General features: G+C 61.5%; 21 protein-coding genes and 1 riboswitch. Of the genes, 7 read left to right on the top strand and 14 right to left on the bottom strand.

Annotated features, from left to right (window positions below; all coding sequences use genetic code 11):
* Positions 1-151: 151 nt before the first annotated feature.
* The 4 genes from ACS5RD_RS07070 to ACS5RD_RS07055 all read right to left on the bottom strand — a co-directional run bounded on the left by ACS5RD_RS07070 (position 152) and on the right by ACS5RD_RS07055 (position 6,544).
* Complete coding sequence (locus tag ACS5RD_RS07070; RefSeq protein ID WP_489930592.1) at positions 152-2,707, bottom strand: putative PEP-binding protein; 2,556 nt, start codon at positions 2,705-2,707, stop codon at positions 152-154.
* A 127-nt stretch (positions 2,708-2,834) separates the two neighbouring features.
* Positions 2,835-5,105, bottom strand: coding sequence for a glycine--tRNA ligase subunit beta (gene glyS / locus ACS5RD_RS07065; RefSeq protein WP_489930591.1), 2,271 nt, complete (start codon positions 5,103-5,105; stop codon positions 2,835-2,837).
* The gene (locus ACS5RD_RS07060) at positions 5,106-5,609 is read right to left on the bottom strand and encodes a DUF6446 family protein (RefSeq protein WP_489930590.1); all 504 of its coding nucleotides are present in this window, start codon (positions 5,607-5,609) and stop codon (positions 5,106-5,108) included.
* Positions 5,606-6,544 (bottom strand): glycine--tRNA ligase subunit alpha, encoded by a 939-nt coding sequence (locus ACS5RD_RS07055; protein ID WP_489930589.1) that lies wholly within the window; start codon positions 6,542-6,544, stop codon positions 5,606-5,608. Before ACS5RD_RS07055 ends, ACS5RD_RS07060 begins: the two co-directional genes overlap by 4 nt.
* 158 nt (positions 6,545-6,702) lie before the next feature.
* On the opposite strand from ACS5RD_RS07055, the gene ACS5RD_RS07050 reads away from it, so the two are divergent.
* On the top strand, positions 6,703-8,442 hold the full coding sequence (locus ACS5RD_RS07050; RefSeq protein WP_489930588.1) for a serine protease: 1,740 nt from the start codon (positions 6,703-6,705) through the stop codon (positions 8,440-8,442).
* 65 nt (positions 8,443-8,507) lie between these two features.
* Here the strand turns inward: ACS5RD_RS07050 and ACS5RD_RS07045 are convergent, their stop codons facing one another.
* The 3 genes from ACS5RD_RS07045 to metZ all read right to left on the bottom strand — a co-directional run bounded on the left by ACS5RD_RS07045 (position 8,508) and on the right by metZ (position 11,166).
* Positions 8,508-8,711 carry a hypothetical protein gene (locus tag ACS5RD_RS07045; RefSeq protein WP_489930587.1) on the bottom strand — a complete coding sequence of 68 codons (204 nt, stop codon included), beginning with the start codon at positions 8,709-8,711 and terminating at the stop codon, positions 8,508-8,510.
* Positions 8,712-8,721: 10 nt separating this feature from the next.
* Entirely contained in the window at positions 8,722-9,828 is a 1,107-nt protein-coding gene (gene folE2 / locus ACS5RD_RS07040; RefSeq protein WP_489930586.1) for a GTP cyclohydrolase FolE2, read from the bottom strand.
* Positions 9,829-9,984: 156 nt separating this feature from the next.
* A complete protein-coding gene (gene metZ / locus ACS5RD_RS07035; RefSeq protein ID WP_489930585.1) occupies positions 9,985-11,166 on the bottom strand; it encodes an O-succinylhomoserine sulfhydrylase in 1,182 nt (393 codons plus the stop codon).
* Positions 11,167-11,216: 50 nt separating this feature from the next.
* A riboswitch (SAM riboswitch) is annotated at positions 11,217-11,293 on the bottom strand.
* Between the two features lie 111 nt (positions 11,294-11,404).
* On the opposite strand from metZ, the gene ACS5RD_RS07030 reads away from it, so the two are divergent.
* Both ACS5RD_RS07030 and ACS5RD_RS07025 read left to right on the top strand, forming a co-directional pair.
* Positions 11,405-12,127, top strand: a complete 723-nt coding sequence (locus tag ACS5RD_RS07030) for a hypothetical protein (RefSeq protein ID WP_489930584.1) — start codon at positions 11,405-11,407, stop codon at positions 12,125-12,127.
* Between the two features lie 81 nt (positions 12,128-12,208).
* On the top strand, positions 12,209-13,126 hold the full coding sequence (locus ACS5RD_RS07025; RefSeq protein ID WP_489930583.1) for an alpha/beta hydrolase family protein: 918 nt from the start codon (positions 12,209-12,211) through the stop codon (positions 13,124-13,126).
* Here the strand turns inward: ACS5RD_RS07025 and ACS5RD_RS07020 are convergent.
* The 5 genes from ACS5RD_RS07020 to ACS5RD_RS07000 all read right to left on the bottom strand — a co-directional run bounded on the left by ACS5RD_RS07020 (position 13,123) and on the right by ACS5RD_RS07000 (position 17,224).
* Positions 13,123-13,743, bottom strand: coding sequence for a hypothetical protein (locus tag ACS5RD_RS07020; protein ID WP_489930582.1), 621 nt, complete (start codon positions 13,741-13,743; stop codon positions 13,123-13,125). The genes ACS5RD_RS07025 and ACS5RD_RS07020 overlap by 4 nt on opposite strands.
* A gap of 110 nt (positions 13,744-13,853) precedes the next feature.
* Entirely contained in the window at positions 13,854-14,468 is a 615-nt protein-coding gene (locus ACS5RD_RS07015; RefSeq protein ID WP_489930581.1) for an inner membrane-spanning protein YciB, read from the bottom strand.
* Positions 14,469-14,472: 4 nt separating this feature from the next.
* Positions 14,473-15,372, bottom strand: a complete 900-nt coding sequence (locus ACS5RD_RS07010) for an EamA family transporter (RefSeq protein ID WP_489930580.1) — start codon at positions 15,370-15,372, stop codon at positions 14,473-14,475.
* Between the two features lie 73 nt (positions 15,373-15,445).
* Complete coding sequence (ftsY, locus tag ACS5RD_RS07005; RefSeq protein WP_054005666.1) at positions 15,446-16,441, bottom strand: signal recognition particle-docking protein FtsY; 996 nt, start codon at positions 16,439-16,441, stop codon at positions 15,446-15,448.
* A 72-nt stretch (positions 16,442-16,513) separates the two neighbouring features.
* Positions 16,514-17,224: a lysoplasmalogenase family protein gene (locus tag ACS5RD_RS07000; RefSeq protein ID WP_489930579.1), complete on the bottom strand. Its 711-nt coding sequence runs from the start codon at positions 17,222-17,224 to the stop codon at positions 16,514-16,516.
* 68 nt (positions 17,225-17,292) lie between these two features.
* Here ACS5RD_RS07000 and ACS5RD_RS06995 point away from each other — a divergent pair, with 68 nt between their 5' ends.
* Positions 17,293-18,351 (top strand): alkane 1-monooxygenase, encoded by a 1,059-nt coding sequence (locus tag ACS5RD_RS06995; RefSeq protein WP_489930578.1) that lies wholly within the window; start codon positions 17,293-17,295, stop codon positions 18,349-18,351.
* Between the two features lie 66 nt (positions 18,352-18,417).
* Complete coding sequence (locus ACS5RD_RS06990; RefSeq protein ID WP_489930577.1) at positions 18,418-18,846, top strand: hypothetical protein; 429 nt, start codon at positions 18,418-18,420, stop codon at positions 18,844-18,846.
* A 265-nt stretch (positions 18,847-19,111) separates the two neighbouring features.
* On the opposite strand, the gene xseA is transcribed toward ACS5RD_RS06990, so the two are convergent.
* Both xseA and ACS5RD_RS06980 read right to left on the bottom strand, forming a co-directional pair.
* Positions 19,112-20,671, bottom strand: a complete 1,560-nt coding sequence (gene xseA, locus ACS5RD_RS06985; RefSeq protein WP_489930576.1) for an exodeoxyribonuclease VII large subunit — start codon at positions 20,669-20,671, stop codon at positions 19,112-19,114.
* A gap of 53 nt (positions 20,672-20,724) precedes the next feature.
* The gene (locus ACS5RD_RS06980; RefSeq protein WP_489930575.1) at positions 20,725-21,309 is read right to left on the bottom strand and encodes a hypothetical protein; all 585 of its coding nucleotides are present in this window, start codon (positions 21,307-21,309) and stop codon (positions 20,725-20,727) included.
* An 84-nt stretch (positions 21,310-21,393) separates the two neighbouring features.
* Here ACS5RD_RS06980 and purD point away from each other — a divergent pair, with 84 nt between their 5' ends.
* Positions 21,394-22,656 (top strand): phosphoribosylamine--glycine ligase, encoded by a 1,263-nt coding sequence (gene purD / locus ACS5RD_RS06975; protein ID WP_489930574.1) that lies wholly within the window; start codon positions 21,394-21,396, stop codon positions 22,654-22,656.
* Between the two features lie 205 nt (positions 22,657-22,861).
* Positions 22,862-24,853: a calcium-binding protein gene (locus ACS5RD_RS06970; protein ID WP_489930573.1), complete on the top strand. Its 1,992-nt coding sequence runs from the start codon at positions 22,862-22,864 to the stop codon at positions 24,851-24,853.
* The last annotated feature ends 42 nt before the right edge of the window (positions 24,854-24,895 follow it).

The following is a 24,895-nucleotide window of genomic DNA, read 5'->3' as shown; positions in this document are numbered from 1 at the left end:
GATGAGAGCAGCCTCAAGCGACGAGGAACTGGCCTAGAGAACGAATCTGCATCGGTCCACCCGCGTGGCAAAATTACCACGGGATTTTCGTACATTTGAGCGGATTTCCGCGCAAACTCTTAAAGCGTTACATTCACTTCGACTTGCAAATTCATGATATTGTGGTGGTTTTCTGGGTATCCACACGATCAGCCAATGCCAGATGTGCCGCCGCCAGACGCGCCAAAGGCACGCGGTAGGGGCTGCAAGACACATAGTCGAAGCCCGCCTTGCGGCAAAACCCAATCGATTCGGGGTTACCACCATGCTCGCCGCAGATCGAAACCGTCAGGTCTGGCCGCGTCGCGCGCCCGCGTTCACAGCCGATCAACAGCAGTTCTCCGACGCCATCGACATCCAAAATGTGGAACGGATCTTCAGGGAAAACCCCCTGCTGAACATAGGTGCTCATGAAGCGGCCCGCGTCGTCGCGCGACAGGCCATAGGTCATCTGCGTGAGGTCATTGGTGCCGAACGACAGGAAATCGGCGTGCTGCGCGATCTCTCCGGCGCGCAAAGCGGCGCGCGGGGTTTCCACCATGACGCCAAGTTTGAAGGCAAACGCCACGCCAGATTTCACCCGAACTGAGGCAGCCACCGCGTCGATATGGGTCTTGACCAGTTCCACCTCGCGCCGGGCTGAGACCAGCGGGATCATGATTTCCGGCACCACGGGCGTGCCTTTACGGGCCAGCACGACGGTGGCTTCAAAAATCGCCTGCGCCTGCATGGCGTAGATTTCCGGCAGCACCACGCCCAAGCGGACGCCACGCATCCCCAGCATCGGGTTGAACTCGGCCAAAGCCTCGGCGCGGCGGACCACATCGGACAAGGGCTTGTCCAGCGCCTCGGCCAATTCGCGCAAGCCTTCACGCGAGTGCGGCAGGAATTCGTGCAACGGCGGGTCGAACAGCCGGATGCAAACCGGCAGGCCCGCCATGATCTCGAACAGTTGCACAAAATCGGCGCGCTGCATCGGTAGCAGGCGGGCAAGGGCAGCGGCGCGGTCTTTCGAGGTGTCGGCGAAGATCATCTCGCGCATCACCACAAGCCGGTCTTCCTCGAAGAACATATGCTCGGTGCGACAGAGGCCAATGCCCTGCGCTTCGAACTGCCGCGCTGTAATGGCATCGGCGGGGGTGTCGGCATTGGCGCGGATGCCAATATCTCGGAAGCTGTCGGCCCATCCCAAGAGCTTGCGGAAGGCATCGTCCAGCGCGGGAGCAAGCATCTCGGCAGCGCCCGCCAGCACGTCACCCGTAGTGCCATCGACGGTGATCAGATCGCCTTCGCTGAAGATGCGACCATCGGCTGCGACAAGGCGTTTTTCCTTCGGGTCCAAACGCAGACCGGACGCGCCCACCACGCAAGGCACGCCCAAACCGCGCGCAATCACGGCGGCATGAGAGGTCACGCCACCGCGTTCGGTGACGACGCCAACCGCCGCGTGCATGCCACGAATATCCTCAGGCGCGGTTTCGCGGCGCACCATGATGCAGGGCTCGCCGCGCGCCGCCGAGGCTTGCGCGGCTTGGGATGAGAACACGATACGCCCCACAGCCGCGCCGGGACTTGCGGCGATGCCCTTGGCGAACACGTCGCGGGCGGCGCGCATATCGACTTGCGGGTGCAGCAGCTCAGACAGCGCGCGGGGTTCCACCCGCAGCACGGCTTCCTCGCGGCTGATCACACCGTCATCGGCCAAAGCCACCGCGATTTTCAGCCCCGCGCGGGCCGAGCGTTGTACTTTGATCGCGTCGAGGACCGAGAGTTTGCCGTCCTCTATGGTAAACTCGATCTGCATTTCTTCACGCAGTTTTTGCCGACAGACCGCGCCGTGGCGGATCAGATCGGCGAAAATCTCGGGCGCAATGTCTTCCAAAGACGGCCCGCGTTTGTCACGGGTGAGGTAGATCGCTTCGGTCTTTTTCAGCGCATCGCGGCCTTGAGATTGTCCCAGATAGCGGCCCTTCACCAAAGCCAATCCTGTAACAGGATCAATGAATTGCATCACACCCGAGCCGGAAATCCCCTGCCCTATCCCCTGCGCCATTTCTTGCACCACAAGGCCCAAAGCGGCTTCAACTGGCGCACCCTTGGCTTGACGTAGCAAGCGGGCGGAGGTGCCTTCCCATGCGCGGGCCATCGAACGCAGCACTTCCGACAGTTGCTGGGCGGGATCTTCCGGGAAAGGTTCTTCCATTTCCCGCTCATAGTGCCGCAAAGCATCGCGGAGGCTATCCGCATTGGGCTTGCCGGAATCGAACATATCGGGGTCGAGGCGGGCGACATGGGTGGCATAGGCTTGCACAAACCGCAGGTAGAGCGCGTCAGCGGCTTCGCGGCCGTTGGTTTCCACCAAGCGGTCATGCTGGGCGGCGTTCATGCCGATATTCAGCACAGTGCCAGGGCCACCCCAATCGGGATTCTCCGGCGAAGGCCGCACGGAAATCAAAGGCATCGCGCCAAAATGCGTCAGGATCGCTTTGACGTCCACCGGATGGCCCGCCGCAATCGCGCGCACGGTTTGGGCGGGCAGAGCCACTGTTTCTGGCACGGGAAGTTCAAGCCTGACCAGCCGTTGCAGGCATTTTGCGCGCCACCCATGGGCTGCGGTGCGGATATCGGCACTGGGGGTGATCTCTGCGAACTCGGCGATTTTCTGCACTGCGGCACCTTTACTTTGCGGGCGCAGGATACACTTGGTGCGGCGTGGTGCAAGCTTATTGGGCGATGTGTGAAGGGTGGGGGCTAGCCCCCACACCCCCAAGGATATTTATGCCAAGATGAAAGCGTTAGCCGTCGATCTTGGTCAGATCAGCCACGCCCGAGCAGATGGCGCGAATACGGTGCAGCAGATTCAGGCGGTTGCGGCGGATGATCGGGTTATCCGAATTGACCTGAACGGCGGTGAAAAAGGCGTCGATCGGCGCGCGAAGCTTGGCCATCGCGGCCATGGCGGCGGCGAAATCTTCGGTGCGCATGGCGGGGGTGATCTGGGCTTCGGCAGTGTCGAGGGCGGCGAACAGCGCGCGTTCTTCGTCGGTTTCGGCGAATTTCGGATCGGCACCGTAGGAGTATTCTACGCCGTCTTTGGCCTCGGCTTGGCTTAGGATGGTGTTGGCGCGTTTGAAGCCGGCCAACATGTTGGGGCCGTCATCGGTTTTCAGGAAGGCGGCGAGGGCTTCGGCGCGTTTGACCAGCAGGGTAAGGTCATCATTGCCGGGCATGGCAAGGCAGGCGTCGATCACGTCGTGGCGGATGCCTTGGTCTTTCAGGAAGACTTTCAGGCGGTCGTGGAAGAAGGCGAGGAGGTCGTTTATCAAAACCGTCCAATGTGCGATGTTCTTTGCGCGAATGGCGTCAGCTTCAGAATTGCCAATTTTTGCTTCGTTTTCTTTGGCTTGCCGATACAAAACACCGTGAGCGGCAGATGACGCTATTACTGCTGCAGCATCCAAGTATTTTGATTGTTCTTTCAGTGCGTCAAACAATTTCTCATCAGTTCGCTCGAGCCTCAACTGCATAATGCGAACTTCATTCGACATTATTGCGACCAGAAGCATGCCTGCCATCCGACCTCTAATCTGATTTCCCAAGACCAACCGAATAACCCCCAATGCAGAGCGGCGCAGGGCGAAGGGGTCTTTGCTGCCTGTGGGTTTCTCGTCGATGGCCCAGAAGCCGGTCAGCGTGTCGATCTTGTCGGCCAGCGCCACGGCGACGGAAACCGGGTCGCTGGGCACTTTGTCGGTGGGGCCGAGGGGGGAGTAATGGTCGCGGGCGGCGAGGGCCACCGCTTCGGGCAGGCCAGCCGCGCGGGCGTAGTACATGCCCATCAGGCCTTGCAGTTCGGGGAATTCGCCGACCATGGCGGAACGGAGGTCGGCTTTGGCGAGGTTTGCGGCTTGTTCGGCCAGAGCGGGATCGGCACCGACCAAGGGGGCGATTTCACGCGCCAGTGCGGCGATGCGGGCGATGCGGTCGGCTTGGGAGCCGAGTTTGTTGTGGAAGGTGACGGATTTCAGACCGTCTAGCCATTCCTGCATCCCGGCTTTGGCTACGCGCAGGTCGTTTTCCCAGAAGAATTTCGCATCCGACAGGCGGGCGGAAAGCACCTTTTGGTTGCCTTTGAGGATCGTCTCGCCGTGGTCGGCGGTTTCGGTATTGGCGACTGTGATGAAACCTTCGATCCGGCCGGTTTTCGGGTTGCGGACCGAGAAGAACTTCTGGTGTTCCTTCATGGAGGTTTGCAGAACCTCGGGCGGCAGAGCGAGGAAAGTCTCGGCTATGCGGCCCATCAGCGGGACGGGCCATTCGACAAGGCCCGCGACTTCGGTCAGAAGGCCTTTGTCCTCAACCACTTCCATGCCTGCGGCAAAGGCGAGGTTTTGCGCACCCTGCCAGATGGCGGCTTCGCGTTCGGCGGAATCCAGCACGACATGGGCGCGTTTTAGCTTCACCACATAGTCGTCAAAGCCAGTGACCGGGAAGCGGGCGGGGGCGAGAAAGCGGTGACCTGCGGTGGTGTTGCCGGATTGGATGCCGTCGATGTTCAAGGCGACGACTTCAGCGCCCGCCTCATCCGACAGCAGGCAGAGGATAGAGTGCAGCGGGCGGACCCAGCGCAAGTTGCCGCTGCCCCAGCGCATGGATTTTGGCCATGGGAAGCTGCGGATGGTGGATTCTAGGATTTCGGCAATAATCGCGGCTGCGGAGCGGCCCGGCTTTTCGACCACGGCATAGAGGGTTTCGCCCTTTTTATCGGCGCGGCGTTCAAGCTGATCCAGCGTCAGGCCGGTGGAGCGCAAAAAGCCCTCAATCGCAGCCGGAGGCGCGCTGGCGCTGGGGCCTTTGCGTTCCTCGCGCACGGGTTTGCTTTCGGCGGAAAGCCCTTCGATCGACAGCACCAGACGGCGCGGGGTGGAAAACGCACCCGCCGAAGCATAGGTCAGGCCAGCCTCGACCAAGCCATTGGTCATGATGGATTTCAGATCGTCACGGGCGCGGGCTTGCATCCGGGCGGGGATTTCCTCGGAGAAGAGTTCGATCAGCAGGTCGGACATTTATTGCTCCGCTACAGGAGAAAGCTGGTGCCACGCATAGGCGCGGCCATCGGGGAAAACCGCGACGACACGGTCGATTTCGGGGGCGGCTGGCTTGGTGGGATCGACCGGGCTCACATTGGCCTTAGACAGAAAGGCAATGGCATCGCCCTTTTCCAGCGCCTCACCAATCGCATCGGCGTCAAAGCAGCCAAACCATGACGGCGCGATCAGCGGGGTGGGCTTTTCGTAGACCTTATAGGTTTCGGTCAGCATGGCTTGCGACAGTGGTGTGTGGAAACAGGCGCGGTAGCCCAAGGGCGAGGCTTCCGCCGTGATGCCTTCGATCTGATCGACAAGGATGGGCTCGGGTTGCCCGGATTCGATCAGGGTAAGTTCGATCTCGGCACCCTTCTGGAAGCTCGCCGGGGTGTAGTGGGTGCTCTCTTGCAGCTTCCAATACATGGCGATGCCTGCGATGGCGGCGGTGATCACGATGAAACCTGCGACGTATTTTCCATTCACAGTGCAACCTCTGCATCTTGGCCTGCCGGAGTCAGCCGGAAGGCGTCGGCGCATTTCTTCGCCAGCGCGCGGACGCGGCCAATATAGGCTTGACGTTCGGTGACCGAGATTACCCCACGCGCATCGAGCAGGTTGAACAGATGGCTGGCCTTGATGGTCTGGTCATAGGCCGGGTGGGCCATGATGATGGTCTTGCCGGATTTCGGATCGAGCGGCGGGAAGTCCAGCAGGCGCTGGCATTCGGCCTCGGCATCCTCAAAATGCCGCAGCAGTTGCGCGGTATCGGCGCCGTCGAAGTTGTGGCGCGAGTATTCTTCCTCGGTCTGCCGAAAGATGTCGCCATAGCTCAGCGGGATGGGCGATTGCGGATCGTTGAACGGCATGTCCATGACGTGATCGACGCCCAAGACATACATCGCAAGACGCTCAAGGCCGTAGGTCAACTCGCCCGAAACCGGACGGCAATCATGGCCGCCGACCTGCTGGAAATAGGTGAACTGCGACACTTCCATGCCGTCGCACCAGATCTCCCAGCCCAAGCCCCAAGCGCCGAGGGTTGGGCTTTCCCAATCATCCTCGACAAAGCGGATGTCGTGTAAAGACGCATCAATGCCGATGGCTTTGAGTGACCCAAGGTAAAGGTCTTGCAGGTCGGGCGGCGAAGGTTTGATGATCACCTGATATTGATAATAGTGCTGCAGGCGGTTCGGGTTCTCGCCATACCGACCGTCAGTTGGGCGGCGTGAGGGTTGCACATAGGCAGCGGCCCAAGGCTTCGATCCCAAAGAACGCAGGGTGGTGGCCGGGTGGAAGGTGCCAGCCCCCACCTCCATATCATAGGGTTGCAGCACCGCGCAGCCTTGTGCGGCCCAGTAATTCTGCAAACGCAGGATGATTTCCTGAAAGCTGCGGGGGGCTTTGGGGGCATCAGCCATGACGGACCTCTTGAAATGTTGCCACTCCATAGGCAAGAGGCAGCCAAGGGTCAATGCAAGGCGTGTGTTGAGGGTGGAAACCGCGTGCATCTACGGGGTGCTCTGCTAGGTTCGCCGAAATGTGTAAGCTTTGCGATAGAAGAAGATTGGACGGTTCTATGAGACTTCGGATGGTTTTGCTGGCGCTGCTGGCGGTGCTTGGGTTCAGCCCGATGGCTTTGGCGCAACAGCAAGCTTGGGTGCAGGTTGAAGCCCAGCCCAGTTTGACCGAGGCAGAGGCGCGTGCACGCGACTATGCCGCCGAGTTTCCGAATGTGGCGGGATACCAGATTTCGTCAGGCTGGTATGCGATCGTACTGGGGCCCTATGCGCCGGAAGCCGCTGCGGGCGCTCTGGCCGATCTGCGCAGCGACGGCGCGATCCCACGCGACAGTTTTGTAACGGACGGCGGCACGCATCGTCAGCAATTCTGGCCAGTGGGGGCGATTGCGGGGCTGGCCCCGGCCGATCCGGTGGTGGTTGATCCGGCGCTGGATACGGTGGCCCCGGTGGTCGAGGTGATGCCCGCCGAAGAAACCGTGCGTGAGGCGAAGACTTCGGAGGCGGCGTTGGATGCCGGAGGCCGCAAGGCCTTGCAAACCGCGATGACTTGGTATGGCTTCTACGAGGGCGGCATCGACGGCGCGTTTGGCCCCGGCACCCGCAATTCGATGGCGGCGTGGCAAGAGGCGAATGGCTTTGAGGCGACCGGGGTGCTGACGACCAAGCAGCGCACGGCTTTGGTGGCGAATTATCAGGCGGATCAAGCGGAGTTTGGCTTTGCTTCTGTGTCGGAGCCGGAGGCGGGGATTGAGATTACCCTGCCGATGGCCTTGCTGCAGTTCGACCATTACGAGCCGCCGTTCGTGCATTACAATGAGAAGGCGGGTTCCAGGTTGAAGGTGATCCTGATTTCCGAACCGGGCAATCAGGACAGCCTGTCGGGGCTGTATGATATCCTGCAAACCTTGGAGGTGGTGCCTGCCGAGGGCGAGCGCAGCAAGTCGGAGAAAAGCTTCACCATCAATGCGGCATCGAGCAGCGTGCAAAGCTTTGCCTATGCCGAGGTCAAGAATGGCATGGTGAAGGGCTATCTGGTGGTCTGGAATCCAGCCGATGCGGAGCGGATGAGCCGGATTTTGCCCGCGTTGAAAGCCAGTTTCCGGGGCGTGGGCGATAAGGCCTTGGACCCCGGTTTGGTGCCGATGGATGAAGCGACGCGGTCGGGATTGCTGGCGGGGATGGAAGTAAAGCTGCCGAAACTGTCGCGCTCGGGGTTCTTTGTCGATGCGGCGGGAACAGTTGTGACGACCACTGAGGCCGTCGCGCAATGTGGCCGCGTGACAATTGATCACGCGACCGATGCGCGGGTGGTGGCGCAGGATCAGGCCACGGGGGTGGCAATCCTGCGGCCGATCACGCCACTGGCGCCGCAGGCTTTCGCGCGATTTGCGAGTGGGGCGGTTCGGTTGGGGTCGGAGATCGCGGTGGCGGGGTATTCTTATGAGGATAAGCTGCCTGCCCCGGTGCTGACCTTCGGCACGCTGGAGGAAGAAAAGGGGCTGAATGGCGAGGCGGGATTGTCTCGACTGGCCGTCCCTGTGCTGCCCGGTGATGCGGGCGGGCCGGTTTTGGACGGCACCGGGGCGGTGCTGGGGATGCTGTTGCCGCCTGCGGTGAAGGGGGCGAAACTGCTGCCCGATGGGGTGGCTTTTGCCGCGCAAGCCGGGGTGATTGGGCAGGCTTTGACGGCAGCGGGGGTGGTTGTGAGCCCGGCCACTTCGACGGATTTGGCCACACCTGACGCTTTGAATGCGGCGGGGCTGGGGATGACGGTTCTGGTGTCTTGCTGGGAATGATGGGCGTGGTCCACGCGTGGACAGGGGCTGCGCGCATGGATTTTCAATGGGTTACGGGGTGGGCATTAGCAGAATTTTAACTTTTGCACCTGAGTGTTTGTGACGCTGTAGATGCCTCCGGCGGGGATGTTTTTACGCAGAGGATGACCTAAGCGCGACGGTTCTTGAGTTGCTCTTTGAGAAATACTCAGCTTTGAAAACGCCGATGCCGCAAACTGGGCTTTCCAGTTTGCGGCATCGCTTTTGGTTTCGTAGGGTGCGTGTTTCACGCACCGTTCCTTACCCAACGTGATAAAGACTCGCGAACAGTTTGGGGTCCAGGCTGTCGGCGGCAAAGGTCGCGCCCTCGGTCAGCACCGACACGGCGTCGTGGCTGTGCAGGCTTTCCTGATGGCTTGCCACAATGCGGAAATCGCCGATGCGGCTGTCTTGCTGCAACGCTTGGCAGAAGCTGCGCGCGGCGTCTTCGACGAAGATCGGGTTAGCGGCGTTCAACTCGGCAAAGGCCTGCTCGTCTTCGCGCTTCACCATCACTTGCGTCTCTGTCGGCACGGCTGCGCGGGCGATCTCGATCAGGTCTTCAAACCACAGGCATTTGTCGCCGGTCAGTTCCACCGAGATGCGCGCGACAGAACGTTGCGAGTGCGGCGTCGCCATTTGCCCACGGGTTTGGCGGGCGTGTTCAGACAACTCCAGCGAGCACGGGCAAGTGCTGGAATAGACGAAATCGAGGTGCATCAGGCGTTTGCGCACGCCCGCTTTATCGACCAATTCCAGCGCAATGTCATAGTACTGCCAGCCCGACAGGCCGGAGCGCAGGCTTTCCACCTTCACCGGGAAGGAAAACCGCATCTGGATGCGGGCGTCAAAGCTGCCCAGATCTTTCAGATAATCTTCCAGCGCGTGTTCGATCACCTGATACGAGAAATCCCGCTCGGAATGGGCATAGAACGAGCGCATGATGCGGCTCATGTTGATGCCTTTTTTCTCGGCTTCCAGCGACACGGTGCCGGTCACCGAAGTTTCCAGCGTCAGCGGGCCGTTATCACGGGTGCGGTAGCGGATCGGCAGGCGGAAGTTGGAAATCCCGACGTGCTGGATCACTTGTTTCGCGCCGACAATCAGGCTGGCGGGGCCATTTTGCAGATCGGGCATCGAGTCTTTATAGGCGTCGGACACCACGAAATCGGCGGGATATTCGCGCGACAGCACTGGATAGGTTTCACCCACAAGTGCGCCTGCACCCGGCGCAAGGCCTGCGATTTCGGCATCAGAGGCCCGCTGCGCCCAAGCGCGCAGGGTCGCCAAAGCGGCTTCGGCCTCGGCTCGACCGGGGCGTTGATCAAGGCCTGATTTTTCTTCAAGGCCGATCATGTGAATGTTCATGGCAGCGCTCCCCAAATTGGTCGCAGAGTCAGGATATAGGGGATTTTTCCCAATTTCCCAAGCCTGTCCGAAGCAATACGCGCGAAAGGCGACATTGGATTAACAACAATGCCGGATTTGGCTGGTTCGGCGGGGCTGCGCGCCCCGCCGTTTCGGTCAGATCGCGCTCAACGCGGTTTGCAGATCGCTGATCAGATCATCGACATCCTCAAGCCCGACCGAGAGCCTGATCAGCCCCGGCGTGATGCCCAAAGCGTCTTTTTGCGGCTGTGGCAGGCGCTGGTGGGTGGTGGTGGCGGGATGGGTGGCGATGGATTTGGCATCGCCCAAGTTATTGGAAATCTTGATGATTTCTAAAGCGTTGCAGAATTTGAACGCGGCTTCTTTGCCACCTTTGATATCGAAGGTCACCAAAGTGCCGCCCGAGCCCATCTGTGCCATCGCCAATGCGTGTTGCGGATGCGAGGTGAGCGCCGGGAAGATCACCTTGGAGATGCGGTCATCGGTGGACAGCACTTCGGCGATTTTTAGCGCAGAGTCCGCCATTGCACGGCAGCGCAGATCCAAAGTGGCCATGCCGTTCAGCATGATCCAAGCGGTGAACGGACTCATCGCCGCACCCGTATGCTTCAGGTAAGGCTCTGCCACCTTGCGGATGAAGTCTTTGGTGCCACAGATCACGCCGCCCAAAGCCCGGCCTTGGCCGTCGATGTGTTTGGTGGTCGAATAGACCACCACATCGGCACCTTGCTCGACCGCGCGCGAGAAGACCGGGGTGGCGAAGACGTTATCGACGATCACCAAAGCGCCGACGGCATGGGCGATTTTTGAGACTTCGGTGATGTCGACGAGTTCTAGGGTGGGGTTCGACATGCTCTCAAAGAACACCGCTTTGGTGGCGGGGGTGCAGGCGGCGCGCCATTGGCTCAGGTCTGCACCATCGACAAAGGTGACCTTGACGCCGTAGCGGGTGAGGACTTCTTCGAGGATATAGAGGCAGGAGCCGAACAGGGCTTTCGACGACACCACATGATCGCCCGCCCGCAGCATGGCGGTCAAAGCGCCGTTGACCGCGGCCATGCCCGATGCGGTGGCAAAGGCGTCTTCGGTGCCTTCCAGCGCCGCGATGCGTTCTTCAAACATCCGGGTGGTCGGGTTGCCGTAGCGAGCGTAGATGAATTCGTCTTCACCGGCCTTGATAAAGCGTTCCTCGGCGGATTCGGCGGTGGGGTAGACGAAGCCTTGGGTGAGGTAGATCGCCTCGGCCATCTCGCCATATTGGCTGCGTCGCGATCCCTCATGCACCAGCTTGGTGCGCATTTTCCAGTCTTTGGTCATGGCGAAGACCCTCCGGTCCAAAGAAAAACCCCGAAACCAAAGGGCTTCGGGGCTGCTGACCCGGACCCTCTTTAGCGGAATGTTTAACGTGGCCCGCAATTCGGAATAAAGCACCACGCGGGTTGGATAGCTTGTCGCCACGGCGAGGTCAACGGTGAGCGGCAGAATTTGCGCGCATTGCGGTGAAAAGGGCGTAGGCTGACCGGATTATCGCACATTTTTCCGCGAGGTGATTCCGATGTCTGGATATGGCTATCAGCCTAAGCCGCTGAATTTAATGACGGGCAAGCTGACGCTGTCGCCCGAAACCCAAGCGATGATCGCCGAGATTGAGGCGAAGATGGCGGCGCGGGCCTGGATGGAGGCGATGCTGGCGCCGAAATGGGCCGATCTCATTCCCACGCTGCAACTTACGACGTTGCGCCCGGTGGTGGTGGGCCCGGTGGCGGGTGCGCCTGCCGCATGGCTGGTGCCGCTTCCGGCTGGGGCAGGACCGACTGCGCCGAATCCGGGCCCTGCGACCCCGCACGCGGGCGAGGCCAAGGACGTGCTGGATGCGGTCTACAAGCTGGAGATCGTGCAAAAGCAGGTCGGCATCGTGCAGGACGAGGCCAAGCGGCAATGGGGGATTTTCAAGGGCGAGTGGAAGGCGGCTCCAACCGGAGAGAAAGCGCTGATCGTCACCAGCTCGGTCATCGTGGCAGGGTCGTTTATTGCGCCGATTTTGGCGGTGCGCGATACGCGGTTGATGGCGTTCGGGCTGATCAAGGACAAATGGCTGCCGGTGCCGGGTTTGGACGGCTACAAGATCAAGCTGCTGGATGAGGGAGCGGGGGTGACGGTGCCGCTGCCGGTGCCGGGGCTGACGGTTGAGGCGGAGTCGCAGTTTTTGCAAAGCGGGACGAAGCCGACCACGATCATGTTCCAGTTTGATCTGATGGAGTTCTGGAAGAAAAAGTAACCGTTACGCAGCTGTAACTCCGCGTTCATGGCTTTGTTGCAGCCTTGTGGCAGCTTTTGGGCGTCATGAGGAGGCTGTGTCATGCCGGATCAGGCGGTGTTCCGAGTCGATATGGGCCGTGCAGGGTTGCGGGTGGACGGTAGCGCTTTGGCGGTGGCACTGGCGGCTTTGCCTGCGGGCGCGCCTGTCGTTGTGATGATCCACGGCTATCGCTTTGCGCCGGGGGCGCGGGGCGGGAATTGCCCGCATACGCATATTTTCTCGATGCAGCCGCCGGTGCAGGATTGGACGGCGATCTCTTGGCCGCGGCATCTGGGCCTGAGCGGCGGGCGGGCTTTGGCGATTGGCTTTGGCTGGCCTGCGCGGGGGCGATTTCGCGGCGCTTGTGTACGGGCACGCATTGCCGGACGGGCTTTGGCGGAGTTGGCGGCTTTGGTGCAGATGCTTGATCCGGGGCGGGCGTTTGATGTGATTGGGCATAGTTTGGGGGCAAGGGTGGCGCTGGCCGCCCTGCCCTACGCGCAGCCCTGCGATCTGCGGCGGCTGATTTTGCTGGCGGCGGCAGAGACAAGGCGTCCGGCGATGCGGGCGATGGGCTCGGTTGCGGGACGCTCGGTGCAGGTGGTCAATGTCACCACGCGCGAGAATGATGTGTTTGATTTTCTGTTTGAGTGGTTGGCGGGCGCGGGTCTGGATACCGCGATTGGGCAGGGCTTGCGGGAAACTCCGGCGAATTGGCTGGATCTGCAGTTGGATCAACCCGCGAGTTTGGCGGCACTGGCGCGGTTGGGCCATGCTTTGCCCGAGGCCCCGGCACGGATCAGCCATTGGTCACCTTATCTGAGGCCAGGGGCGTTGGGGCTGTATCGGGCGATTTTGGACGGCTCCTTGCCGCTTGGGGTGTTGCGGTCTGCCCTGCCAGAGCGGCGCGATCCGCGTTGGTCACGCTTGCTGGCGGGATGGCCTTGGTCGTTGGTTGGCCGGATGCAGCGGGCTTAGGCCGACGCGTAGCCCTCCTGCACCGTGCGGACCAAGGCAGTGCGGATCAGGTTGGACACCAAGGGCAACAGGCCGAAGTAGAGCAGCCATGTGGTTTGCGAGGCGTGGTGGATCAGCGTCTCATTCGCCAGCACCATCGCAAGGTTATAGATCACCATCACCCGGGTCATCACGGCGTCGGTGCCACGCATTTCCGGCTGCGGCCAGCGGAAGCGGTTGATGGCGTAAGAGCCGTCCACCACGTCGATGATGTAAAGCGCTGCGGCAAAGACGAAGTAGAGGCTGAGGAAGCGTTGGCAAAGCAAGGGTTCTGCCGACCAGATCAGCAGGGCCAGCACGCCGGGGCCCGCCAGCAGGATCAGCGCGACCGTGACGGGGGCGGAGACATGTGCCCGCGTGCGGGTGATCATCAGCCGGGATTTCATCGCCAGTCGCAGACCCATGCCCAGCACGAAGGCGACCATGAAGGTGGTGCTTGCATCGTCGAGCCATATCCGCAGCAAGGGCCATGCGAACAAGATCAACAGGCCGGGCAGCAGGATTTCAACCGGAAACGGAGTGGTGCGGCGAAAGCTGCGGAAAAACTGCGCGATGCTGTCCAGTGTAGCTTCAAACATTCCGCACCCCCCGGTTGCCTGCGCTGTTTCTCAAGGCGCAATCGGGCCGGGGTGGGGCTGGATTGTGGAGAAGTTGCGACCGTTAACCAAACGGCGGGGCTGATGGCGGGCTATTCGTTATCGGGGGTGGCGTCCGGTTCCACCGCATAGCGGCTGAGCACGCCGCTTTGGCTGATGAAGAACAGGAACAGCGCGGCTGTCAGGCCGAAGGTTTTGAAGGTCACCCAAGTGTCGGTGGTGAACGTCCGCCAGATCACTTCATTGGCCAAGGCAAGCGCGAAGAAGAAGGCGGTGAGGCGACGGGTCAGGATCATCCAACCCTCGGGTTGCAGCGGAAGGGCTTCTTCCATCACCAGCTTTAGATAGGACTCGCCGCGCAGAAGGCCGATGCCAAGCGTGATGCCGAAGGCCAGATAGAGCAGCGTCGGTTTCATTTTGATGAAACGCTCATCCTTCAGCCAGACCGACAGACCGCCCATGACGATCACCAAGATCAGCGTCATCAGCTGCATTTTCGACAGCGTGCCCGTGAGTTTCCACAGGATCGCGGTGGTGGCGATGATCAGCACCACGAAAATCGCCGTCATCAGGATGAAGCCGGAATAATCGGTGCCGAGGATGTGGAAGGTTTTGTCTTTGAAAAACCGGAAGCCCGCGAAGAACAGCACGATCGGGCCAAGTTCGAGGCCCAGCTTGACCATTGGATTTAGTTTCGTGTTGGCCATTGGTTTACCCCGCCCATTCCATCACGACTGCTCCTAACGCAATCAGCGCCATCAGGCCAGTGCGGACAAGCCCGACCTTTTCACCCAGCACCAACCAGCCGATCAAAGCGGCAAACACGGTGGAGGTTTCACGCAGGACGGCGGCTTCGCCGACGCGGTCGAGACGGGTGGCGATCATGATCGAGCCAAAAGAGAAATAGGCGACGAAGGCTCCAATCAGGCCGCGTTTGAACAGCGGGATGGCTTGGGTTTTGGTAAGTGCGGCGATGCGGCGGGCCATCAGGGCGGGGATGAAGATGCCGTCGAGCATGAAGAACCACGCGAGGAAGGTGAACGGGTCGGCGGTGGCGCGGATGCCCCAAGCGTCATAGGTGGTGTAGATCGCTACGAAAGCCCCGGTGGCTGCGGCGAAGCATAGGGCGGAGACGAGGGTATCACGTTCAGCGGTGAGGTGGCGCAGGTTGTAGACGGCAAGGCCAAGGATACCCGCGACCAGCAGGCAGACGCCGAACCATTGCAGCGGGTGGTAGTGCTCACCGAAGACCAACCCTGCGCCAATGACGGTGAAAAGTGGGCCAGTGCCGCGGACGACGGGATAGACCACGGTATAGGCGCCACGGTCGTAGGTCATGGCTTGAAGCAGTTTGTAGACCGCGTGGATCACGAAGGCCCCGGCGAAGATCGCCCACATATGCGCTTCGGGCCACGGCACGACAAACAAAGCGAAGGGGGCGGCGATCACGCCATAGGTGAGGTCAATGACGGCGCGCGAGAGCCACGGGTCGTGCTTGCCCTTTTGCAGCGCGCCGAAAAGCGCGTGCAGGACGGCGGCTAGCAGGGCGAGGGCCAAGGCAAGGTGCTGGCCGGTGGGGGTGCCTGCGATGGAGACGAGCCAGTTTGACATTATTCACGCTGCGCTTGGGGTTAACCGCCAGGGCCAGCCCCGGACCCCGGGATATTTGAGCACAGAGGATGACCTAGTCGGGTTGGCCTACCAAGGCGCGGGCGAAATCGTCGGGGTCGAAGGGGGCTAGGTCGTCGATTTGCTCGCCGATACCGATGGCGTGGATCGGTAGGCCGAATTTATCGGCCAATGCGACAAGGACGCCGCCCTTGGCGGTGCCGTCGAGTTTGGTCATCACAAGGCCGCTCACATCGGCGATCTTGCGGAAGATTTCGACTTGGTTGATGGCATTTTGCCCGGTTGTGGCATCCAGCACGAGGATGGTGTTATGCGGGGCGGTCGGGTCTTTCTTGCGGATAACGCGGACGATTTTCGACAGCTCCTCCATCAGATCCTGACGATTTTGCAAGCGGCCTGCGGTGTCGATCAGCAGAAGGTCGGCACCATCGGCCTGGGCTTTGGTCAGCGCGTCAAAAGCCAGCGAGGCGGGGTCGGAGCCTTCCGGCGCGGTCAGCACGGGGACGCCTGCGCGGGTGCCCCAAACTTGCAGTTGTTCCACGGCTGCGGCGCGGAAGGTGTCGCCAGCGGCGATCACCACGGATTTGCCAGCAGCTTTGAACTGCGACGCAAGCTTGCCGATGGTGGTGGTTTTACCCGAGCCGTTGACTCCCACCACCAGCACAACCTGCGGCTTTTGTGGGTAGAGCGGCAGGGGTCGGGCAACGGGGGTCATGATGCGGGCGATTTCCGTGGCCAAGGCGTCGCGGAGTTCCGAGGTGGAGATGCGTTTGCCAAAGCGGCCCTCGGCGATATTGGCAGTCACGCGGGTGGCGGTGTCGACGCCCATATCGGCGGTGATGAGGAGTTCCTCAAGGCTTTCGAGCATGGCATCGTCGAGCAGGCGACGCGGTTCATCGCTGCGGCCGATCAGGCGGGAGATCAGGCCGGGTTTGGCTTCCGGCGTGGCTTCCGGCGTTGCTTCGGGTTCGGCCACCAAAGCCTCCAGCCCTTCACCGATCTTGTCGGAGGAGCGGAACATCCGGTCTTTCAGCTTTTTGAAGAAGGACATGGGGTTTGGGCCTTTGGCTGGTTTCCCCTCACCTAAGGGATTTATCGGGTCGGGAAAAGGGCGGCTGCAGGGTTAACCACCGAAAGGCAGCCAATAGAGACCAGCGCCGAGCAGGATCAGCAGTTGCCCGCACCAATAGGCGGGCCAGAGTGCAATCGACAGCTTTTGCGCGGTCTTTCCGGTGGGGAACACGAACAGCCGTAGTGCCAGCAGCAGGTCGGACAGGATGAACAGGGCGGCCCCGATTTGCAAATATGTCGCCCCGGCGGTTTCGGGATGCGGCACCAGCAGAAGGGATGTCAGGCCCATCAGACCGATCACAATGACATAGCCGCGCACGGGCCAACGCAACGCGCCAGTGCGGGGGGCCAGCCAGAGTTCGGTGGACAGAAGCAGCAGAGCAAGAGCGATCAGGGCAGCGAGGCTCAGACCGGACGGAGCGGCGGGTGGTACGGCGTCGGCAACGCTTTGAGCGCGCAGCCAGAATGCGGCGATATAGGCGAGATGGCCTGCGGCAAAGGCGGCCATTCCGAGCAGAAACGCGGTCTGGCTGCGCCGGGTCAGGGCGAAATCGCCCAGCGCGCCGAAAGCGAGGCCGAGGGCGATCAACTGGAAGGAACTCGCCGGATGGGTGAAGGCGACGACGGCGAGCAGGCCAGTCGATGCAGTTTTGACCTGTGGACCGGGGCCGCCGATGCCGTCGCGGGCGGCCCAGATGACCCAATAGGTCAGGAAACAGACAAAGGCCAACAGGATGAGCAACAGGCGCGGGTCGTCTGGCATCTGCGGCTCCTTGGCTCTGGCCGTTGTTGGCTCTGGCCCCCGTGATTTCTCCTGTTAGATTGCGGGCTATGCAAGCCGTAACCTCACGTCCCCTGCCAATGGTGCTGTTCGCGCTGGCCTCGCTGCTGCCTTTGGTGCTGTTGGGCGCAGGTGTGGTGTGGGGGGCGTGGTGGTGCATGGCGGGGCTGGTCTATATGACCGGATTTGCCGCATGTTTGGACCAGATCAGCGGTTGGTTTCTGGGCGACGCGCCGGAGGGGGCGGAGTTTCCGGCGGCGGATGCGTTGTTGGTGGTGCTGGCTGTGGGGGCGCTGGGGTTGATGCCTGCCGCCGTCTGGGCGGTGGCGGGGCAGAGCGGGCTTTCGGCTGGCGCGCGGGTGGCGGTGTTTGTCGGCGCGGGGCTGTGGCTGGGCCAAGTCGCGAACCCGGCGGCGCATGAGTTGATCCATCGGCCCGGGCGCGGGCTGTTTCGTCTGGGGGCGCTGGTGTATTGCTGGCTGCTGTTCGGCCATCACACCTCGGCGCACCGTTTGGTGCATCATCGCCATGCGGCGTCAGCGCAAGACCCGAACACCGCACGATCGGGTGAGGGCTATTATGCGTTTCTTGTGCGGGCCTGGGGGGGCAGTTTTCGGCACGGCTGGGCGGCGGAGGATGCCCTGCGCGGGCGCGGCAAGGCCAGTCTGCAAAAGAACGGGCTGCATCCTTATGCGGTTTATATTGGGGTGGCCGGGCTGTGTCTGGCCTTGGGTTTCACGATTGCCGGGGCTTGGGGGGCATTGGCTTGGGCGGCGCTGGCGGCACATGCGCAAAGCCAGTTGATGCTGTCGGATTATGTGCAGCATTATGGGCTGACGCGAGCGGTCAAGGCGGCTGGGCGGTTGGAGCCGGTCTCAGCCCGGCACAGTTGGAACGCGCCGCATTGGTTTTCCTCGGCCTTCATGCTGAACGCGCCGCGCCATTCCGATCACCATGCGCATCCCGCCCGCCCCTACCCTGCCTTGCGACTGCAGAGGGCTGCGGACGCGCCGCATTTGCCATGGCCGCTGCCGCTGGCCTGTATGATCGCGCTGTGTCCTCCGCTCTGGAAGCGCGCGATCCGTCCGCATCTGAAGCACTGGCAGTAGCGGACACGAAGCTGTCACTGGATTTCTCGCTGGGCTGCGGGCAGGATCACTGCAACGGAGATTACCATGCGCCATTGCCTCGCCCTCGCCTTCCTCGCGTTTGCCGCCCCGGTTTTGGCCGAAACGCCCCCCCCACCCAGGGTTGTCCCGCCTAACCCCCCCATGACCGCAGCGGCGTTTGAAGCCTATGTGACGGGAAAAACCTTGACCTATGCGCTGGACGGCACGGTGTACGGCACTGAACAGTATAAACCGGATCGTAAGGTGGTTTGGGCCTTCACCGAGGATGAATGCCGCGAGGGCTATTGGTACGAGAAGGGCCCGCAGATTTGCTTTGTCTATGAAGATCCGAATGATCCGCAATGCTGGCTGTTCTTCATGGGCAGCGCCGGGATGAAGGCCGAGTTCATCGGGGATGGTGTGGGGTCTGATCTGTCCGAGGTGGCGCAAAGTGCCGGGCCGATGGGCTGTATGGGGCCGCAGGTCGGGGTTTGATCTGAGCAGTGAGGCCGCCTCGGGGGCCATCGAGGCCCCGCTCTGCGGCGCTGCCGGGGGATGATTGGCTACCTTGGGTTTGAGTTGCAGCGGCAGAAGCCTGCGGCGCGAGTATTTCAAAAAGAGCAAACCTGAAGCAGTTGCTCTTTTTGAAATACTCCCCCCGGAGGGTCCTACCTCGTAGCCATACCTCTGATTTCAGACTTGGGCCCCTACGGCTCCGCGCTAGAATTTCGCGCTTGAAATTCGGCTGGTGAGCCGATGCTTAAAACAAACTGCCTTGCTCTGGGCCACCCGGTTTGGATTTTTTCGCCGCGCGCGGGCCTAAGGTGACTCGGCCGTCGGCGAATTCGATCTCTAGGGCCAGGGCTTTTTCAGCAACGGTTTTGCTGGTGACGACATGGCCGTCGCCGCGCACCACGGCGTAGCCGCGTTTGAGGGTTTCAGCATAACCCAGCGTGGTGCGGGTGCGGTCTAGCGCGTCGAGACGTTGCGACAGGCGGACGAGGCGTTGGGTCGGGGCGACTTGCAGGCGGGTGTCGAGGGCTGCCAGTTTGGCGCGGCCTTCGGCGGTTTTGCGGGTGGCGTCACTGATCAGTCGGGTGAGCGCGGGGGCGAGGCGCGAGGCCCATTTGTCGAAGCTGGCGTGTTTGCGTTCTTGTGCCCGAGCGGTGCGGTCGTTCAGGCGCAGATCCGCGTTGCTGAGTGCCTCGGCGCGGCGGGCGATCAGGGCCAGCAGGGCTTCGGGGCGTAGGCGTGAGGCAATGGTGGCATAGGTGCCGCGTTTCTTGGCGGCGGCGATGCCCAGCGCGCCACCGAGGCGTTGTCCAGCCGTATCAAGGCGTTGGCGGGGGGTGGCGAGCAGGCTCTCCAAGCGTGGCAGCGCGCGGGTTAGGTCGCGCAGGCGTTGGTCGCGGCGTTGCAGGGTTTGGGCGACGCCGCGAGATTGGCGGGCGGTGAGGGCATCGAGGCTGGCGATCAGGTCTAGGCGCACGGGCACCGCGAGTTCAGCGGCGGCGGTGGGGGTGGGCGCGCGCAGATCTGACGCGTAGTCGATCAGGGTGGTGTCGGTTTCATGGCCGACGGCCGAGATCAGGGGGATTTCTGACGCTGCCGCTGCCCGGACGACGATTTCCTCGTTGAAACCCCAGAGGTCTTCGAGGCTGCCGCCGCCACGCGCGACAATGATCAGGTCGGGGCGCGGGATCGGGCCGCCGGGCGCGATGGCGTTGAAGCCTTTGATGGCGGCTGCGACTTCGGTGGCACAGTTCTGGCCTTGCACGGCGACGGGCCAGATCAGCACATGGCGGGGAAAACGATCACGCAGGCGGTGCAGGATGTCGCGGATCACCGCGCCGCTTGGCGAGGTGATAACGCCGATCACTTCCGGCAGGTAGGGGATCGGCTTTTTGCGGGCAGGGTCGAACAGGCCTTCAGCGCTGAGGGCGGCCTTGCGTTTTTCCAGCATCGCCATCAAAGCGCCAGCACCTGCCGGGGCCACATCATCAACGATCAGTTGGTATTTTGACTGGCCGGGGAAGGTGGTCATCCGCCCGGTGGCGATCACCTCCATGCCTTCCTCGGGGCGGACCTGCATTTTGGCGACTTGGCCCTTCCACGACACGGCGTCGAGGGAGGCGCGGTCATCTTTCAGCGCGAAATACAGATGGCCCGAGGCGGGGCGACTGACCCGGCCAACCTCGCCGCGCACGCGGACAAGGCCGAATTCACCCTCAATCACCTTTTTGACCGCACCGGAGAGTTCCGAGACGGTGAATTCGGGGGAATTGGAGGGCGCGGGTGTGTCTTCGAACATATCGGTCATCGGAGAAGATTGGCATGAAATCGCAGCGCAGGAAAGCAGCTGTCCTGCGTGTTTCAGCTTTCCGTGCGTGGTTCACCCCAATGCGGTTGAAAGAATATGATGAAGAAGATCGCCGGAAAAAGCAGCGCGCAGCCAAGGATATTGAGCAAATTGGAAGACAAACGGTTTCCCATGATTATGGCACCAGCACTGGCCACCGCACAGGCCATAGCGATATATCTTTGGCGAGCTTGGGTCAGAGAAGGCCATATCTCTGGCATCGGCGCCTGAGTGAACTCTTGACGATAAAGATAAAGCGTCCGCTGATATGCGGGATCACTGACAAATGGTAGCGTGCCCGCCAGATAGGTCGTTGTGGCTTGCATGGACTGCCGCGTTGTCTCACGAAAGGCCCGCGAACTTGTTGTATCCCGATCTTGGATAAACGCCAGCAGCGGCGGCGCGCGCAGGGGTTCCGCCGAAATGGCGCGGAGATAGCGCAGGCGGCGGTATTCACGCAGCGCAATCGCAACACTGCGCGCATCAATCGTGTATTGGCGCAGCATCGCTTTGGTGATTGCAGCTTCTAAGTCATGATCCAGAGTGACAAGGGCACTCGGGGCCGTCTTGATCTCTTGCCACAGTTTATCATCCTGCATTGCCACCTCGCACATCGCCGCACTTGTTCAACCGCAAGCACCATCCTATGAAGCCTGCATCCACAAGCCAAGCGGGGGGCGCGCATGAACATCCTTATCTTAGGCTCGGGCGGGCGCGAACATGCTTTGGCTTGGGCGGTGAAGCAGAACCCGAAGACGGATCGGCTGATTGTGGCACCGGGCAATGCCGGGATCGCGATGCTGGCGGAATGTGCGGATTTTGATATTCTCGATGGCGCCGAAGTGGTGGCGTTCTGCGCCGAAAATGCGATTGATTTTGTGATTGTCGGGCCGGAGGCTCCGCTGGCGGCTGGGGTTGCGGATGCGACGCGGGCGGCGGGGTTTCTGACATTCGGGCCAAGTGCCGAGGCCGCGAAGCTGGAGGCCTCGAAGGGGTTTACCAAGGAGATTTGTGACGCATGTGGCGCGCCTACGGCAGCCTATGCGCGGTTTGATCAGGCCGAGGCGGCGAAGGCGTATATCCGGGCGCAGGGCGCTCCGATTGTCGTCAAGGCCGATGGCTTGGCGGCGGGCAAGGGCGTGATTGTGGCGATGACTGAAGGCGAGGCCCTCGCTGCGATTGACGATATGTTCGGCGGCGGGTTCGGGGCTGCTGGCGCGGAAGTGGTCATTGAGGAATTCATGACCGGCGAGGAGGCGTCGTTCTTCGTGTTGACCGACGGCGTCCATGCTTTGCCGATTGGCACGGCGCAGGATCACAAGCGGGTGGGCGACGGCGATACAGGGCCGAATACCGGCGGGATGGGGGCGTATTCGCCTGCTCCGGTGCTGACCGATGCGGTGGCGCAGCGGGCGATGAACGAGATCGTTTTGCCGACGATTGCCGAGATGGCGCGGCGCGGCACGCCCTATCAGGGAGTGCTTTATGCGGGGCTGATGATCAAAGGCGGTCAGGGGCGGCTGGTGGAGTATAACGCGCGGTTTGGCGACCCGGAGACGCAGGTGCTGATGATGCGCTTGGGCGCGCAGGCGTTGGATTTGCTGCTGGCTTGTGCGGAAGGCCGTTTGGACCGCGCGCAGGTCAACTGGGCCGACGATCATGCGATTACCGTGGTGATGGCGGCGAAGGGTTATCCGGGGGCGTACCGGAAGGGCTCGGCGATCGAAGGGCTGGAGCGGATGCCCGAGGACAGCCGCCATATGGCGTTTCACGCAGGCACGGCGATGAAGGACGGTCAGGTTGTTGCCAACGGCGGTCGGGTGCTGAACATCACGGCACGAGGCGATAGTTTGGCTGATGCGCGCAACCGGGCCTATGCAATGATTGACCTGCTGCGCTGGCCGGAGGGGTTCTGCCGCTCTGACATCGGTTGGCGGGCGCTGTAGGCGAATTCCGTAGCGGAATTCGTCCACGGAATTCGCGCGAATTCCGCTGCAGCCTGCGGTTGCGGCGCGAAATGCCGACGATTCGATGCAAATTGCACTGAAAACAGTTCTCTGGCATAGTCATCTCTGTTCTGTTGTAGGGTCTTGCCTGCGTATCGCTGACATTGTTGCTCGTTTGGGTTGCAATTAACCAAAGGTGGCTGATTTGGCCGAACCTAACCTTACCCGTTCCGCGACGGGAACGACTGGCGATGATGTGCTGAACGTGCAGCAGGTGTTCACGGCGGGCGAGAAAGTCGCCACTGGCGCGGTGCGCAGCTACTTCACCACCCTGACGGGATATTCCGGCGACGATACGTTGACGGGCTGGCAAGGCCCGGCAAATTGGCCCACCTTTGCCAATGCAGGGCGGCTGCCGGACGAGAGTTTGACCCTGCGCACGGTGCTGTTGGGCGGCAATGGTCAGGATATGCTGATCTCGGCCAAGCGGTTTGCCGGGCTGACCGCAGCGCAAGAGGCGGCCTATAGCCTTGCCGAAACCCTGTCGGGTGGCTTTGGCAATGACAGCTACGAGTTGAACCATACCGATGTCAGCTTGATCGAAGTGGCGAATGGCGGCACCGATCAAGTGTTTGTCACGCCTAGCTATTTACTGCGCGCGGCGGCTTTGGGACGCAGCGGCGTCGACATGGCCTTGATGGTGAATATCGAAAATCTGACCTTGCAGGGAGGCCAGGACTTTAACGTCGATGGCTCGGATCTGGCCAATAAGATTTATGGCAATCTGGGCGGCAATCGTCTGCTGGGGGGCTTGAGCAAGGACTCGCTTTATGGCGGCGGCGGTGCGGATCAACTGTGGGGCGACAGCGGGCTGTTGGCAGGCCCCGGCGGCGATGATCGGCTGTTTGGTGGCACCGGCGCGGATACATTGTGGGGCGAGGCGGGGAACGACTATCTCGATTCCGGCTATGATGCGGATTGTCTCTATGGCGGCGACGGTGACGATACCCAAAACGGCAATGTCGGCGATGACAGCCTGTTTGGTGGCGCGGGACATGATTCTCTGATCGGGCTGAATGGCTTGGATTGGCTGAGTGGTGATGCGGGCCATGATCAGCTGTTCGGTGGCCGCGACAGTGATCTGCTGTCGGGCGGCGATGGCGACGATACGCTGCATGGCGGCTCGGAAGACGATACGCTGGAGGGGGGCAGCGGCAATGATCTGTTGATGGGCGATGGCGGCATTGATGTGATGCGCGGCGGCCTGGGCGATGATGTGTATGTCATGGATCGCGCGGCGGATCAGGTGGTTGAACTGGTCGGCGAGGGCTACGACATCGTACGATCCTCGGTGATCGCGCTGAGTGGCGGTGATCTGCCTCAGGTGGAGGTTTTGCAACTGCAGGGCGCGCAAAACCTCGATCTGTCGGGCGGTGGTCAGGTCATCCTGATGATCGGCAATGCGGGGCGCAACACGCTGACCTCGGGCGGGATGGACGGCGAAAGTCTGTATGGCGGCGCGGGCAATGACGTGCTTTTGGCGCTGACCGCGTTCAATCGGGTGGAGCTCTATGGCGGCAGCGGCGATGATCGCTACTTTCTGTATGACCCGGCGCTGGATCATGTGCATGAGGCGGCAGATCAGGGCTTTGATGTGGTCGAGACCGAGAGCGCTTCACTGGATGCCAGTTCGGCTGCGGATTATGGCCAGAATATCGAAGTGCTGCGGTTGCTGGGCGCGGCGCTGCTGGATCTGACCGGCGGCGGTGCGGTTCAGAGGTTGGAGGGCAACGCTGGGGCGAACCATCTGACTGGTGTGGGCAATGCTGAATATCTCAGCGGTGCGGCGGGCAATGATACGCTGGATGGCGGGGCTGGCAATGACACGTTGAGTGGTGGCGCGGACACGGACGAGTTGCATGGCGGCGCGGGCACTGACCGCTTTGTGTTCGATCTGATCGGCAGCGGCGGCGTCGATTATCTCGATGATTTCGAGTTGGGCGATGTGTTGGACCTAAATGATGCGGCGGCAACGGTTGGCCCCGGCCTGCCGCTGATCGGCGCGAGCATTGGCATCTACAATTCGATGGCAGTGTTGCTGTACGAGTTCGATTTCAACGGTGATGCCACGGTCGATCTGGCGTTCTATTCCCGCAGCGTGATCGGACTGACGGACTTGCTGGCGGGGTTTGGGTAAATCCCTTGCGTGGCACGGGCTGGCATGTGGACCGTGCGACGG

The sequence above is a fragment of the Cypionkella sp. PAMC25878 genome (genome assembly GCF_058135695.1).
This window is presented reverse-complemented; position numbering and strand designations above follow the sequence as displayed.

Excerpts from the sequence above, each read along its gene's own strand:
- glyS (WP_489930591.1), bottom strand. The coding sequence starts at position 5,105 with ATGTCCGACCTGCTGATCGAACTCTTCTCCGAGGAAATCCCCGCCCGG.
- ACS5RD_RS07055 (WP_489930589.1), bottom strand. The coding sequence starts at position 6,544 with ATGGCTGATGCCCCCAAAGCCCCCCGCAGCTTTCAGGAAATCATCCTG.
- ACS5RD_RS07050 (WP_489930588.1), top strand. The coding sequence starts at position 6,703 with ATGAGACTTCGGATGGTTTTGCTGGCGCTGCTGGCGGTGCTTGGGTTC.
- folE2 (WP_489930586.1), bottom strand. The coding sequence starts at position 9,828 with ATGAACATTCACATGATCGGCCTTGAAGAAAAATCAGGCCTTGATCAA.
- metZ (WP_489930585.1), bottom strand. The coding sequence starts at position 11,166 with ATGACCAAAGACTGGAAAATGCGCACCAAGCTGGTGCATGAGGGATCG.
- ACS5RD_RS07030 (WP_489930584.1), top strand. The coding sequence starts at position 11,405 with ATGTCTGGATATGGCTATCAGCCTAAGCCGCTGAATTTAATGACGGGC.
- ACS5RD_RS07025 (WP_489930583.1), top strand. The coding sequence starts at position 12,209 with ATGCCGGATCAGGCGGTGTTCCGAGTCGATATGGGCCGTGCAGGGTTG.
- ACS5RD_RS07020 (WP_489930582.1), bottom strand. The coding sequence starts at position 13,743 with ATGTTTGAAGCTACACTGGACAGCATCGCGCAGTTTTTCCGCAGCTTT.
- ACS5RD_RS07015 (WP_489930581.1), bottom strand. The coding sequence starts at position 14,468 with ATGGCCAACACGAAACTAAATCCAATGGTCAAGCTGGGCCTCGAACTT.
- ACS5RD_RS07010 (WP_489930580.1), bottom strand. The coding sequence starts at position 15,372 with ATGTCAAACTGGCTCGTCTCCATCGCAGGCACCCCCACCGGCCAGCAC.
- ftsY (WP_054005666.1), bottom strand. The coding sequence starts at position 16,441 with ATGTCCTTCTTCAAAAAGCTGAAAGACCGGATGTTCCGCTCCTCCGAC.
- ACS5RD_RS07000 (WP_489930579.1), bottom strand. The coding sequence starts at position 17,224 with ATGCCAGACGACCCGCGCCTGTTGCTCATCCTGTTGGCCTTTGTCTGT.
- ACS5RD_RS06995 (WP_489930578.1), top strand. The coding sequence starts at position 17,293 with ATGCAAGCCGTAACCTCACGTCCCCTGCCAATGGTGCTGTTCGCGCTG.
- ACS5RD_RS06990 (WP_489930577.1), top strand. The coding sequence starts at position 18,418 with ATGCGCCATTGCCTCGCCCTCGCCTTCCTCGCGTTTGCCGCCCCGGTT.
- xseA (WP_489930576.1), bottom strand. The coding sequence starts at position 20,671 with ATGACCGATATGTTCGAAGACACACCCGCGCCCTCCAATTCCCCCGAA.
- ACS5RD_RS06980 (WP_489930575.1), bottom strand. The coding sequence starts at position 21,309 with ATGCAGGATGATAAACTGTGGCAAGAGATCAAGACGGCCCCGAGTGCC.
- purD (WP_489930574.1), top strand. The coding sequence starts at position 21,394 with ATGAACATCCTTATCTTAGGCTCGGGCGGGCGCGAACATGCTTTGGCT.